This is a genomic window from Pseudomonas sp. SDO524_S393 (assembly GCF_054071875.1).
The window spans coordinates 25192-37727 of sequence record NZ_JBSVVZ010000016.1; the positions used below are offsets into that span (position 1 = coordinate 25192).

Consider the following 12536-nt stretch of genomic DNA (forward strand, 5'->3'; position numbering starts at 1 on the left):
CGTGCGTGTGGGAGGGTCGCAAGGCTCAATTTTTCTTGGCCAGCAGTTTTTCAACGGGCAATTTGGTGATCGCAAAACCGGCCAGCAGGATGGCCGAATACAGCATCAGGTCACGGGTGATCGACACGCCTTCGTACCAGGCGCCGATGATCACCGCGAACACCGGAAAGATGATGAACACGAACGACAGGATGATCGGGCTCAAGCGCTTGAGCAGCATGAAGTACACGATGAATCCGCCGACCGAGGCCACCAGCCCCAGGTAGAACAGCGCGCCCCAGGAGCGCAGGGTGATGGCGTCGAACGTCGGGGCCTCGAACCACAGGCCGGCCACGAACAGCATCAGCCCGGCAATGCCGATGGGCAGGGTGTTGTAGGTGATCACGCTGATGGCGCTGCCTTTCTGCTTGGTGATCACGTAGCACAGGGCATGCATGATCGCGGCGGTGAGGATCGCCAGTACGCCGAAGAATTCGGCGTGGTCCAGGTGCAGGCCCTGGCTCTTGATGATCATGTAGAGGCTGCCGAAACCGATGCCGATGCCCACCACCTGGGAAAAGTAGATGCGTTCACGCAGGAACAAGGCGGAAAAGATCAGGATGAACACCGGCATGCAACTGAACAGCAGCGCGGTCAGGCCGGACGACACATGCATCTCGCCGTAGTTGAGCAGGTAGTAGGGAACGCTGAAGTAGGAAAGGGTCACAAAGACGAAGAACCAGCGGCTTTCCCGCGGGAACAGGATGGGCTCGCGGCGCACCTTGGCAAAACACAGGAAAAGCGGGAAGGCGATCAGAAAGCGCAAGCCGGCGGAGGTCAGGGGCGGCACGCTCTCCACGGCAATCTTGATACCCAGCCAGGTGGTGCCCCAACTCAGGCACACGATCAGAAACATCGCGCTGGTCACCAATCCGGCCAACCACTGTTTTTGAGTTTTTGTTTTTGCAGTGTTTTCGAGAACGGCGGACATTGGCATCGTTTATTGCTTCCCTGAGCCGGAATTGAACTCTATATTGATCTTGTAATGAGTTGTAAAATTCGGCGATTGAACCCGTAAAAGCACACTATTAGGGCCAAAGATGACTGTCAAAACAAATATTGACATGGTGTCAATTATGCGTGAGGGGTTGTCCAACGGGCAGGGCGTGAAGTACAAGCGCCTGTCCGATGTCATGGAAAGAGGCATCCTCGAAGGCTTGATTGAACCGGGAAGAAAACTGCCGCCCCATCGGGTGCTTTCCGACAATCTTGGCGTCACGATCGGCACCATCAGCCGTGCCTACGGTGAGCTGGAACGACTGGGGCTGGTGGTGGCGCGCGTGGGCGACGGCACGTTCGTGCGCAAGCGCGGGATGGAGCGCCAGCGCGATGAAGGCTTTCGCAACTTCAGCGAGGAGCCACGCCAGTACTTCGACATGAGCCGCAACATGCATATCCCCGGGCAGGAAACCACTTTTCTCGCCCAGAGCTTCCAGACCCTGTCGACCAACGCCAAGTTTCTCGAAGACATCAGTGCTTATACGCCGGACGCCGGCTTGCCACGCTACCGTGACGCGGGCGCGCAGTGGCTGGTGCAGCGTGATTTCCATCCGATTCCCGAGCAGGTCATCTGCGTCAATGGCGGTCAGCATGGCTTGCTGTGTTCGATGATGGCGCTGCTGCGGGCCGGGGATACGGTGGTCACCGAACAACTGACCTACCCAGGGTTGATCACCGCCGCGCGCATGCTGGGGATTCGCCTGATCGGGCTGGAGATGGACGACGAAGGCGTGCTGCCGAGTGCGCTGGATGAAGTCTGTCGTAATCACCGGGTTTCGGCGCTGTACTGCACGCCGACGATCCAGAACCCGACCACGGCGGTGCTGTCGGTACCGCGTCGCGAGGCACTGGCCAGGGTGTGTCGTGAACATAACTTGCTGATTCTTGAAGACGAGGCCCACGGCGTGCTGGTGGAAGACCGGCCACCGCCCCTCAGCTATTTCGCGCCCGAGCGTACGATTCTGATCAGCAGCCTGAGCAAGGCCGTGTCCGCCGGGCTGCGGGTAGGTTATGTGCATGCGCCGCCGGCACTCGTCAGTCGTATCTCGGCCGCGCTGCGTTCGACCTGCTGGATGGCCACGCCCGTGACGCTCGAGTTGGCAACGCAGTGGATCGAGAACGGTACCGCCGAATACCTGCTGCGCCAGCAGATCAACGAGATCAGTCGACGCAAGGCCCTGGTGCGCGACCTGTTGAGCGGTCTGCAATACCGGACCCACCTCAACAGCCCGCACTTCTGGATTGAAGTGCCGGAGCCGTGGCGGGCGTCGGAAATCGAGGCGGAGTTGAAGCAGAACAATTACCTGATTGCCACGGCCGAAGCGTTCGCCGTGGGGCAGACGGCGGTGCCGCAGTTTATTCGGGCGAGTATCTGCAATACGTCTGGCGATGATCAGTTGTTACGGGCGGGCTTCGATGCGCTGGCCACGGCGCTGGGGCAGGGCGGGGGGCGGTTTCACCTGTAATCGGCAGGTTCACCGCGTTACCGTTCTTCGCAGGCAAGCCAGCTCCCACATTCGACTGCATTCCAAAGCTGAAACTCGGTCAAATGTGGGAGCTGGCTTGCCTGCGATAGCGTCAGTTCGGTCGACACCCTTTTATTTGAAGCGGCGCTCCACACCCTTCTCCACAAGGATCTTCGCCGAGATCTCTTCCACCGAGAAATGCGTGGAATTGATGTGCGCAATATTCTCGCGGCGGAACAGATTTTCTACTTCACGCACTTCGAACTCGCACTGGGCATAGCTGGAGTAACGGCTGTTGGGCTTGCGTTCGTTGCGGATCGAGGTCAGGCGGTCGGGGTCGATGGTCAGGCCGAAGAGCTTGTGTCGATGCGAGCGCAGGGCGGACGGCAGCGACAGATGCTCCATATCATCTTCGGTCAGCGGGTAGTTGGCCGCGCGGATGCCGAATTGCATGGCCATGTACAGACAGGTCGGGGTCTTGCCGCAGCGCGACACGCCCACCAGGATCAGATCAGCCTTGTCATAGTAGTGGGTACGGGCGCCATCATCGTTATCGAGGGCGAAGTTCACCGCCTCGATGCGCTCCATATAGTTGGAGTTGTGGCCAATGGAATGGGACTTTCCTACCGAGTACGACGAATGTTCACTCAGCTCCTGCTCCAGCGGCGCCAGGAACGTAGAGAAGATGTCGATCATGAAACCATTGGAGGTTGCGAGGATCTCACGAATGTCCTGATTGACGATGGTGTCGAAAATGATCGGCCGAAAACCGTCTTTTTCAGCCGCCAGATTGATTTGTTGTACCATGGCCCGCGCTTTGTCCACGCTGTCGATATAGGGCCGCGTGAATTTGGCGAAGGTAATGTTTTCGAACTGCGCGAGCAGGCTTTGGCCCAGTGTTTCGGCGGTGATGCCGGTGCCGTCGGAGATAAAGAAAGCAGATCGTTTCATTTGAGCCCTGGGCCTTAAGCTGATGACGAATCTTGGATATGATAGGCGCGATTTTGCCGTCCCGCAGTGGGCCGCATTCTCACTTATTTTCCAGGTCCAGGCCACAAACGCAGGCGAACGCTCCTACTGAGCAGCCCGCGCCCTGAGCTTTTCCAACACAGTTAGTGGAGAGATCACCTTGGTAGAGTACGTAGTTTCCCTCGATAAGCTCGGCGTCCATGATGTAGAGCATGTGGGGGGCAAGAACGCATCCCTCGGCGAGATGATCAGTAATCTTGCAGGCGCTGGTGTCTCGGTGCCCGGTGGTTTCGCCACCACGGCCCAGGCTTACCGCGATTTCCTCGAGCTGAGCGGCCTCAACGCCCAGATCCACGCCGCGCTGGACGCTCTGGACGTCGATGACGTCAACGCCCTGGCCAAGACCGGCGCCCAGATCCGCCAATGGATCATGGAAGCCGAGTTCCCCGAGAAGCTCAACGAAGAAATCCGTGCCGCCTTCGCCACCCTGTCGGCCGGCAACCCCGATGTGGCCGTTGCCGTGCGTTCCTCGGCCACCGCCGAAGACTTGCCGGACGCCTCCTTTGCCGGCCAGCAGGAAACCTTCCTCAACATCCGCGGCGTGGACAACGTGATCCGCGCGGCCAAGGAAGTGTTCGCCTCGCTGTTCAACGATCGCGCCATTTCCTACCGTGTTCACCAGGGCTTCGACCACAAGCTGGTGGCCCTGTCCGCCGGCGTGCAGCGCATGGTGCGTTCGGAAACCGGCACCGCCGGCGTTATGTTTACCCTGGACACCGAATCGGGCTTTCGTGACGTGGTGTTCATCACCGGCGCCTACGGCCTGGGTGAAACCGTCGTACAAGGCGCGGTGAACCCTGACGAATTCTACGTCCACAAGCACACCCTTGAAGCGGGCCGCCCGGCCATCCTGCGCCGCAACCTGGGCAGCAAGGCCATCAAGATGATCTACGGCGACGAGGCCAAGGCCGGTCGCTCGGTGAAAACCGTCGAGGTCGACAAGGCCGAGCGTGCGCGTTTCTGCCTGACCGATGCGGAAGTCAGCGAACTGGCCAAGCAAGCGATGATCATCGAGAAACACTACAAGTGCCCGATGGACATCGAGTGGGCCAAGGACGGTGACGACGGCAAGCTGTACATCGTGCAGGCCCGTCCGGAAACCGTGAAGAGCCGCACCTCGGCCAACGTCATGGAACGCTACCTGTTGAAAGAAACCGGCAAGGTGCTGGTGGAAGGCCGTGCCATTGGCCAGCGCATCGGCGCCGGCAAGGTGCGGATCATCAAGGACGTGTCCGAGATGGACAAGGTTCAGCCCGGCGACGTGCTGGTCTCCGACATGACCGATCCGGACTGGGAGCCGGTGATGAAGCGCGCCAGCGCCATCGTGACCAACCGCGGTGGGCGTACTTGCCACGCGGCGATCATTGCCCGTGAGCTGGGGATTCCGGCGGTGGTGGGTTGTGGCAATGCGACCCAACTGCTCAAGGACGGCCAGGGCGTGACGGTATCCTGCGCCGAAGGCGACACCGGCTTCATCTTCGAAGGCGAGCTGGGCTTCGACATCAAGCAGAACTCCATCGACGCCATGCCGGACCTGCCGTTCAAGATCATGATGAACGTCGGCAACCCGGACCGTGCCTTTGATTTCGCGCAGTTGCCGAACGCCGGGGTGGGCCTGGCCCGCCTGGAGTTCATCATCAACCGCATGATCGGCGTGCACCCCAAGGCCCTGTTGAACTACGACGGCCTGCCGCTGGACATCAAGGAAAGCGTCGACAAGCGCATCGCCGGTTATAGCGACCCGGTGGGCTTCTACGTCGAGAAACTGGTGGAAGGCATCAGCACCCTGGCGGCGGCGTTCTACCCGAAAAAGGTCATCGTGCGCCTGTCGGACTTCAAGTCCAACGAATATGCCAACCTGATCGGCGGCAAGCTCTACGAACCGGAAGAAGAAAACCCGATGCTGGGCTTCCGTGGCGCCTCGCGTTACATCAGCGAGTCGTTCCGTGACTGCTTCGAGCTCGAGTGCCGCGCCCTCAAGCGCGTGCGCAATGAAATGGGCCTGACCAACGTCGAAATCATGGTGCCGTTCGTGCGTACCTTGGGCGAGGCGAGCCAAGTGGTGGATCTGCTGGCCGAAAACGGTCTGGCCCGGGGTGACAACGGCCTGCGCGTCATCATGATGTGCGAGCTGCCGTCCAATGCCTTGCTGGCCGACGAGTTCCTCGAGTTCTTCGACGGCTTCTCCATCGGCTCCAACGACCTGACCCAACTGACCCTGGGCCTGGACCGCGACTCGGGGATCATTGCCCACTTGTTCGACGAGCGGAACCCGGCCGTCAAGAAGTTGTTGGCCAATGCCATTCAGGCGTGCAACAAGGCCGGCAAGTACATCGGTATCTGCGGCCAGGGCCCGTCCGATCACCCTGACCTGGCCAAGTGGTTGATGGAGCAGGGCATCGAAAGCGTCTCGCTGAACCCTGACTCCGTGCTGGAGACCTGGTTCTTCCTGGCGGAAGGGCAAGCGTCCGTCTAAAGTCGTCACGTCAAAAGTGCCGGTCACCTGTCGAGGGTGGCCGGCATTCTTATCTGTGCAGGGCGGAACTCCTTCCGGACGCCGCCCTTTTTTGTGCAAGAGCATTATGCAAAGCAGCAGCAACCTGTTTCCTGTCGCCCTGATCAGCGCTGAGCGTCGCGGCGACCTGAGTGAAGATGTGTACCGCCTCAAACCCGGTAACAGCCCGGACGGCACTGTCGAGCTGGCGGTGACCCGTCTGGGGCTGGCGGATGTCCCGGAAAACCGGGGCATCCCGGTTATTTTGTTGCATGGCAGTTTCTCCAACCGGCGCTTCTGGTATTCGCCCAAGGGCATCGGTTTGGGCGCCAGCCTGGCGCGCCGGGGGTTCGATGTGTGGATCCCTGAAATGCGCGGCCATGGCCTCTCACGACGCAACCACGATTACGCCAGAAACCGGGTCGCCGACTATGCGCGTTACGATTTACCGGCCATTGGCGCGTTCGTGCGTGAACAAAGCGCGCAGGTGCCGCATTGGATCGGTCATTCGCTGGGCGGGATCACCCTGGCAGCAGCCCTGGGCGGGCAATACCTGGGCGCGCCGGCGGTGGCTTCGGCCGCGCTGTTTGGATGCCAGGTGAGTCGTACCTACTGGCCGCTGAAGATTCCACCAGTGGAGTGGACCGGACGGTTGATACTGAAGCGCTTCGCCCACATATCGGGAGCGCGGCTCAAGCGCGGCCCCGAAGACGAACCCATCGGCGTCATGCTCGAAGCCATGCGCTGGCACAGCCTGTTCGGGCGCTTCGGTGACGCTGACCGTGACTGGTGGAAAGGCCTGGCCGAGGTCGATGTGCCGCTGCTCGCCGTCAGCGCAGCGGGCGATCGACAGGACCCGGATTGGGCCTGCCGCGCACTGTTCGAGCAGGTGGGTTCCGAGCATCGCCAGTACCTTTGTCTGGGGCGTGAGCAAGGGTTTACCGGGGATTTCGGCCATGTGGAGATGCTGGTCAGCAAAGCGGCCCAGGCTGAAGTCTGGCCATTGGTTGCGCAATGGCTCAACGATCCGCTGACACCGTTGTTCGGTGCCGCGCCCCCGGCGTTGGCGGCGGTTTGAGGGAGCGCTCTGCCAAGGGCGTTTCGCTTGTGCCGGGTTGCGGCTAACATATGACGCGCTGAGCGCTTCCGGTCATAATCAGTCGCGCAGTGGTAATTGCGTTGCGGCGGACCGAGTGGGAGAGCTCGCCCTTCGACCGGCACTTCCTTGAAAGACACTTCTTTGGCAGAAAGGAATTTTTCGATGAATCATTACGTCACCCCCGACCTGTGCGACGCCTACCCGGACCTGGTGCAGGTACTTGAGCCGATGTTCAGCAATTTCGGTGGCCGCGACTCCTTTGGTGGCGAGATCGTTACCATCAAGTGCTTCGAAGATAACTCGCTGGTCAAGGAACAGGCGGATTTGCCGGGGGCTGGCAAGGTGTTGGTGGTTGACGGTGGTGGTTCCCTGCGCCGTGCCTTGCTGGGCGACATGATCGCCGAGAAAGCTGCGAAAAACGGTTGGGAAGGGCTGGTGATCTACGGGTGCATCCGTGATGTCGATGTCATCGCCCAGACCGATCTCGGTGTGCAGGCGCTCGCCAGTCATCCGATGAAGACCGACAAGCGGGGTATCGGCGACCTGAATGTGGTGGTGAACTTCGCCGGCGTGACTTTCCGCCCGGGCGAGTACATCTACGCCGACAATAATGGCGTGATCGTGTCGCCAAGCCCGCTGAAGATGCCTGAATAAACCGCGATAGCCGACAGGAGTGAGGATGTTCGAGGAAGAAAACGCGCAATGGGGGCTGGTGCACGCCCTGGTGCTGGACGGTAAAGGCGGTGCGCGTTCGATTGCCCGGACTGAACTCGACGACCTGCAACTGCAACCCCAGGAAAGCCTGTGGTTGCACTGGGATCGTAGTCATCCCCAGACGCAGACCTGGTTGCGCAAATCCAGTGGCCTGAGTGAGTTCGCTTGTGACTTGCTGCTGGAGGAGAATACCCGTCCGCGCCTGTTGCCTTTGCCGGACGCCGAGTTGCTGCTGTTTTTGCGCGGGGTCAACCTCAACCCGGGGGCCGAGCCCGAGGACATGGTCTCGGTGCGTATTTTTGCGGCGGCCAGCCGCGTGATTTCCCTGCGATTGCGCCCGCTGCGCGCCACTGACGAGTTGCTGGTGCAACTGGCGGAGGGCAAAGGGCCGAAGACCGCCTCTGAGCTCATCCTTTATATGGCCCAGTACCTCACCAACAAAGTGCAGGACCTGGTTACGGATTTGTCGGAAATCGTCGATACCGAGGAAGAAAAGCTGGATGCCGACGAACGGTATACCCCGGAACATGGCAGCGTCCTGCAGATCCGTCGCCGGGCGGCGGGGCTCAAGCGATTCCTGGCACCGCAGCGAGACATTTTCGGCCAGCTAACGCGGATCAAGCTGCCCTGGTTTTGCGATGACGATGCCGACTACTGGAATGAATTGAACAACAGCCTGACCCGCTATCTGGAAGAGCTGGAATTGACGCGAGAGCGCGTGGGGCTTGTGCTGGAGGCTGAAGACCGGCGCCTGAGCGTGCGTATGAACCGCACCATGTATCGCTTCGGGATCGTCACCGGAATCTTTCTGCCCATGAGTTTTCTCACGGGGTTGCTGGGCATCAACGTGGGGGGCATCCCGTTCTCGGCCAGCCCCTATGGATTCGTGTTTGCGTGCCTGCTGATGGTGGTCGTGGCGCTTGGACAATGGTGGTTATTTCGACGATTGCGCTGGGTTTGAGCTGAATATGACCTGAACGTAGGAATGGTCTCATGTGACCTTAGGAATTTTACCCTCGTCTTTTAAAACACTTGCGAGAGGTCTTTATGCACGATCCGTTCGAACAGTCTTTGCGTGACATGCTCAATGCTTCGCCGTCCAACCGCGACGACGATGCCTGCCTGGGCCGCGTGTTGAAAACCGCCAACCGGCAGGTGGGGGCGGGTGACCTGTTCGGCTTGCTCGGCCGCTGGCTGCCAGCGTTGATGATGGCCCTCAACAACGGTTCGGCGCATGTTTCTCCGGTTTCCCGTCGTAAATCTCTTGCTCGCACTGCTGATAAGGCTGATTGAATATGGAACTTGATCTCTGGACCCAGAGCCTGGTCACTGCAATGACCGCATTGTGGACCAAGGTGGCGAATTTCATTCCCAACCTGTTTGGGGCACTGGTCCTGGTATTGCTGGGCTTTGTCGTGGCCAAGCTGCTCGACACCCTGTTGTCCAAGTTGCTCGCAAAACTTGGCCTGGATCGCCTGATGGCGGGTACCGGCCTGACCAAATTGTTGGGGCGTGTCGGTCTGCAAGTGCCGATCTCCACCTTGATCGGAAAGATCGTTTATTGGTTCGTTTTGCTGATTTTTCTGGTTTCTGCGGCTCAATCCCTTGGACTTGAGCGAGTTTCAGCTACGCTCGACATGCTTGCGTTGTATTTGCCGAAGGTTTTCGGCGGCGCGCTGGTACTGCTGGTCGGTGTTTTGCTGGCGCAACTGGCCAATGGGCTGGTGCGCGGCGCCGCCGAAGGCGTGGGGCTGGACTATGCGGCAGGCTTGGGGCGGATCGCGCAAGGTCTGGTGATCATCATCAGTATTTCCGTCGCGATCAGCCAGTTGGAGGTCAAGACTGACCTGCTCAACCATGTGATCGTGATTGTGTTGATTACCGTTGGTCTGGCCGTTGCGCTGGCCATGGGGCTGGGAAGCCGGGAAATTGCCGGTCAGATTCTTGCGGGAATCTATGTGCGTGAGTTGTATCAGGTTGGGCAACAGGTACGGATAGGTGAGGTCGAAGGGCAAATCGAGGAGATCGGCACAGTCAAGACGACGGTGCTGACCGATGACGGCGACCTGGTGTCGTTGTCCAACCGGATCCTCCTGGAACAGCAGGTCAGTAGCCGGTAGACCGGCAAACCCTGCTAATGTACGCCGCCGCAAACCCGGCTGAACGGGCTGTGGCGGACATTGACCCGACTGTCGGCACGACTTGTTTTGAATAAAGCCCAAACGCTGTCTACGCGCTATGACCCCCGTGAGCTCTCTGATGAGGAGTTGGTCGCGCGCGCGCACACGGAGCTGTTTCACGTAACTCGCGCGTACGAAGAATTGATGCGCAGATATCAACGCACTTTGTTCAACGTTTGTTCAAGGTATTTAGGGAACGATAGAGATGCGGATGATGTCTGTCAGGAAGTGATGCTCAAGGTGCTGTATGGCCTCAAGAACTTTGAGGGTAAATCGAAGTTCAAGACATGGCTATATAGCATCACGTACAACGAGTGCATCACGCAGTATCGCAAGGAGCGGCGAAAGCGTCGGTTGATGGACGCTTTGAGTCTCGACCCCCTTGAGGAGGCCTCTGAAGAGAAGGCACCTGCTCCCGAGGAAAAGGGCGGACTCGATCGCTGGTTAGTGTATGTGAACCCGATTGACCGAGAAATTCTGGTGCTACGTTTTGTCGCAGAGCTCGAGTTTCAGGAAATCGCTGACATCATGCACATGGGTTTGAGTGCTACAAAAATGCGTTACAAACGTGCTCTTGATAAATTACGTGAGAAATTTGCGGACGAGACTGAAACTTAGTGCGTGGCAAATATCTCTTACGTGTAGGCAAGTTCTGTTAGACTTGTCGCCGAGTTGTCCCCCGGTTTGTGGGACTGCTTTACAATCACCAGATGGGGATTTAACGGATGAAACTGAAAAACACCTTGGGCTTGGCCATTGGTTCTCTTATTGCTGCCACTTCTTTCGGCGCTCTGGCACAAGGCCAAGGCGCAGTTGAAGGCCAGCTGTTCTACAAGAAGCAGTACAACGATAGCGTCAAGCACATCGAAGACGGCTTCAACCCAGGCGCTAGCATCGGTTACTTCCTGACCGACGACGTGTCGATCAACCTGAACTACGACACCACCAAGCACACCCGTTCGAACGACGGTACTGGCAACCAGAAGATCAAGGGTGACACTGGCAGCGTAACTGCTCAGTACCACTTCGGTCAGGCCGGTGTCGACTCCCTGCGTCCATACGTAGAAGGCGGTTTCGGTCACCAGTCCCGTACCAACGTACAGGCTGACGGCCACAGCGGTCGCGACCAGTCGACCCTGGCTATCGCTGGCGCTGGCGTGAAGTACTACTTCACCAACAACCTGTTCGCCCGTGCTGGCGTTGAGTCTGACTACAACCTGGACAACGGCAAGTGGGACTACTCCGCTCTGGTCGGCCTGGGTGTGAACTTCGGCGGCAACGCTGGCAAAGTCGCTCCTGCTCCTGCTCCAGCACCAGCTCCAGAGCCAACTCCAGAGCCAGAAGCTCCAGTTGCTCAAGTTGTACGTGTTGAGCTGGACGTCAAGTTCGACTTCGACAAAGCCGTTGTTAAGCCTAACAGCTACGGCGACGTGAAAAACCTGGCCGACTTCATGAAGCAGTACCCACAAACCACCACCGTGGTTGAAGGTCACACTGACTCCGTAGGTCCAGACGCTTACAACCAGAAGCTGTCCCAGCGTCGCGCTGACGCGGTCAAGCAAGTTCTGGTCAAAGACGGTATCGCTCCTAACCGTGTTAGCTCGGTTGGCTACGGCGAATCCCGTCCAGTTGCCGACAACGCAACTGAAGCAGGCCGTGCTGTTAACCGTCGCGTAGAAGCCTCGGTTGAAGCTCAAGCTGCTCAGTAATCACTGAGTAGTTGAAAAAAACCCGGCTCAGGCCGGGTTTTTTTTCGTCTGCGATTTGCCTCAGGCGCTCGCCGCCACAGCGACCCGTACCGCCTGCGCAGTTGCGGCAACACGGCCGATCACCAGGATCGCCGGGCTCTTCAATTCGAAGGCCAGCGCGGTCTCATGCATGTGTGACAGCGTGCTGCGACATTCCCGCTGCTGGGGCAGCGATGCGTTCTCGATCATTGCCACTGGCATATTCGCGGCCATGCCGCCCTCCAGTAACTGCCGACGAATCTCCTCCAGTTTCGCCACCCCCATGTACACCACCAGGGTGGTTCCACCCTCCGCCAGCGCGCGCCAGTTCAGTTGGCTGTCGTCCTGTGTATGGGCGGTCACCAGCGTCACGCCTCGACTTATGCCGCGCAGTGTCAGCGGTATGTCGCAGTTCGTGGCGCCCGCCAGTCCGGCAGTGATCCCGTTGACCAGTTCCACCTCGATGCCGCGCTCGCGCAGCCAGTCGGCTTCCTCACCACCACGCCCGAAAATACAGGGATCGCCGCCCTTGAGCCGCACCACGCATTTGCCCTGGCGCGCATAGCGCAGCATCAGCCTATGGATAAAGTCCTGGGGCGTCGAGCGGCAGCCGCCGCGTTTGCCCACCGTGATCACTTGCGTACCAGGGCAATGTTCCAGCACCGCCGGGTTGACCAGATCGTCGATCAACACCACATCGGCTTCGCACATCGCACGTACAGCTTTGAGGGTCAGCAACTCGGGATCACCGGGGCCGGCACCCACCAGCCAGACTTTTGCGTTCATGTG

General features: G+C 59.2%; 12 protein-coding genes. 9 read left to right on the top strand and 3 right to left on the bottom strand.

What is annotated here, in order from left to right; all coding sequences use genetic code 11:
- Nucleotides 1-25 precede the first annotated feature (25 nt).
- A complete protein-coding gene (locus ACW9IB_RS09535) occupies nucleotides 26-919 on the bottom strand; it encodes a DMT family transporter (protein ID WP_457365293.1) in 894 nt (297 codons plus the stop codon).
- Nucleotides 920-1079: 160 nt separating this feature from the next.
- Between ACW9IB_RS09535 and ACW9IB_RS09540 the strand changes: the two genes are divergently transcribed.
- Nucleotides 1080-2504, top strand: a complete 1425-nt coding sequence (locus tag ACW9IB_RS09540; RefSeq protein WP_457413381.1) for an aminotransferase-like domain-containing protein — start codon at nucleotides 1080-1082, stop codon at nucleotides 2502-2504.
- Between the two features lie 132 nt (nucleotides 2505-2636).
- Here ACW9IB_RS09540 and ppsR read toward each other — a convergent pair whose 3' ends face one another.
- A complete protein-coding gene (gene ppsR, locus ACW9IB_RS09545) occupies nucleotides 2637-3455 on the bottom strand; it encodes a posphoenolpyruvate synthetase regulatory kinase/phosphorylase PpsR (RefSeq protein WP_457365267.1) in 819 nt (272 codons plus the stop codon).
- Nucleotides 3456-3633: 178 nt separating this feature from the next.
- Between ppsR and ppsA the strand changes: the two genes are divergently transcribed.
- The 8 genes from ppsA to ACW9IB_RS09585 all read left to right on the top strand — a co-directional run bounded on the left by ppsA (nucleotide 3634) and on the right by ACW9IB_RS09585 (nucleotide 11729).
- The gene (ppsA, locus tag ACW9IB_RS09550) at nucleotides 3634-6009 is read left to right on the top strand and encodes a phosphoenolpyruvate synthase (protein ID WP_457413383.1); all 2376 of its coding nucleotides are present in this window, start codon (nucleotides 3634-3636) and stop codon (nucleotides 6007-6009) included.
- 106 nt (nucleotides 6010-6115) lie between these two features.
- Nucleotides 6116-7105, top strand: coding sequence for an alpha/beta fold hydrolase (locus tag ACW9IB_RS09555; protein WP_457413384.1), 990 nt, complete (start codon nucleotides 6116-6118; stop codon nucleotides 7103-7105).
- A 183-nt stretch (nucleotides 7106-7288) separates the two neighbouring features.
- Nucleotides 7289-7780: a ribonuclease E activity regulator RraA gene (gene rraA, locus ACW9IB_RS09560; protein WP_457413386.1), complete on the top strand. Its 492-nt coding sequence runs from the start codon at nucleotides 7289-7291 to the stop codon at nucleotides 7778-7780.
- 25 nt (nucleotides 7781-7805) lie between these two features.
- Nucleotides 7806-8801: a zinc transporter ZntB gene (locus tag ACW9IB_RS09565; RefSeq protein WP_457365271.1), complete on the top strand. Its 996-nt coding sequence runs from the start codon at nucleotides 7806-7808 to the stop codon at nucleotides 8799-8801.
- 86 nt (nucleotides 8802-8887) lie between these two features.
- Complete coding sequence (locus tag ACW9IB_RS09570; protein ID WP_411392141.1) at nucleotides 8888-9133, top strand: CrfX protein; 246 nt, start codon at nucleotides 8888-8890, stop codon at nucleotides 9131-9133.
- A gap of 2 nt (nucleotides 9134-9135) precedes the next feature.
- Nucleotides 9136-9960, top strand: coding sequence for a mechanosensitive ion channel family protein (locus ACW9IB_RS09575; RefSeq protein WP_457365272.1), 825 nt, complete (start codon nucleotides 9136-9138; stop codon nucleotides 9958-9960).
- A gap of 87 nt (nucleotides 9961-10047) precedes the next feature.
- Complete coding sequence (sigX, locus tag ACW9IB_RS09580) at nucleotides 10048-10638, top strand: RNA polymerase sigma factor SigX (protein ID WP_457365273.1); 591 nt, start codon at nucleotides 10048-10050, stop codon at nucleotides 10636-10638.
- Between the two features lie 107 nt (nucleotides 10639-10745).
- Nucleotides 10746-11729, top strand: a complete 984-nt coding sequence (locus tag ACW9IB_RS09585) for an OmpA family protein (protein ID WP_457413387.1) — start codon at nucleotides 10746-10748, stop codon at nucleotides 11727-11729.
- Nucleotides 11730-11789: 60 nt separating this feature from the next.
- On the opposite strand, the gene cobA is transcribed toward ACW9IB_RS09585, so the two are convergent.
- Nucleotides 11790-12533 carry a uroporphyrinogen-III C-methyltransferase gene (gene cobA / locus ACW9IB_RS09590; RefSeq protein ID WP_457413388.1) on the bottom strand — a complete coding sequence of 248 codons (744 nt, stop codon included), beginning with the start codon at nucleotides 12531-12533 and terminating at the stop codon, nucleotides 11790-11792.
- Between the last annotated feature and the right edge of the window lie 3 nt (nucleotides 12534-12536).

What these genes read in the sequence shown, in the direction of transcription:
- cobA (WP_457413388.1), bottom strand. Translation starts at nt 12,533, where the DNA reads ATGAACGCAAAAGTCTGGCTGGTGGGTGCCGGCCCCGGTGATCCCGAG.
- ACW9IB_RS09555 (WP_457413384.1), top strand. Translation starts at nt 6,116, where the DNA reads ATGCAAAGCAGCAGCAACCTGTTTCCTGTCGCCCTGATCAGCGCTGAG.
- ACW9IB_RS09575 (WP_457365272.1), top strand. Translation starts at nt 9,136, where the DNA reads ATGGAACTTGATCTCTGGACCCAGAGCCTGGTCACTGCAATGACCGCA.
- ACW9IB_RS09585 (WP_457413387.1), top strand. Translation starts at nt 10,746, where the DNA reads ATGAAACTGAAAAACACCTTGGGCTTGGCCATTGGTTCTCTTATTGCT.
- ACW9IB_RS09565 (WP_457365271.1), top strand. Translation starts at nt 7,806, where the DNA reads ATGTTCGAGGAAGAAAACGCGCAATGGGGGCTGGTGCACGCCCTGGTG.
- ACW9IB_RS09540 (WP_457413381.1), top strand. Translation starts at nt 1,080, where the DNA reads ATGACTGTCAAAACAAATATTGACATGGTGTCAATTATGCGTGAGGGG.
- ACW9IB_RS09570 (WP_411392141.1), top strand. Translation starts at nt 8,888, where the DNA reads ATGCACGATCCGTTCGAACAGTCTTTGCGTGACATGCTCAATGCTTCG.
- rraA (WP_457413386.1), top strand. Translation starts at nt 7,289, where the DNA reads ATGAATCATTACGTCACCCCCGACCTGTGCGACGCCTACCCGGACCTG.
- ppsR (WP_457365267.1), bottom strand. Translation starts at nt 3,455, where the DNA reads ATGAAACGATCTGCTTTCTTTATCTCCGACGGCACCGGCATCACCGCC.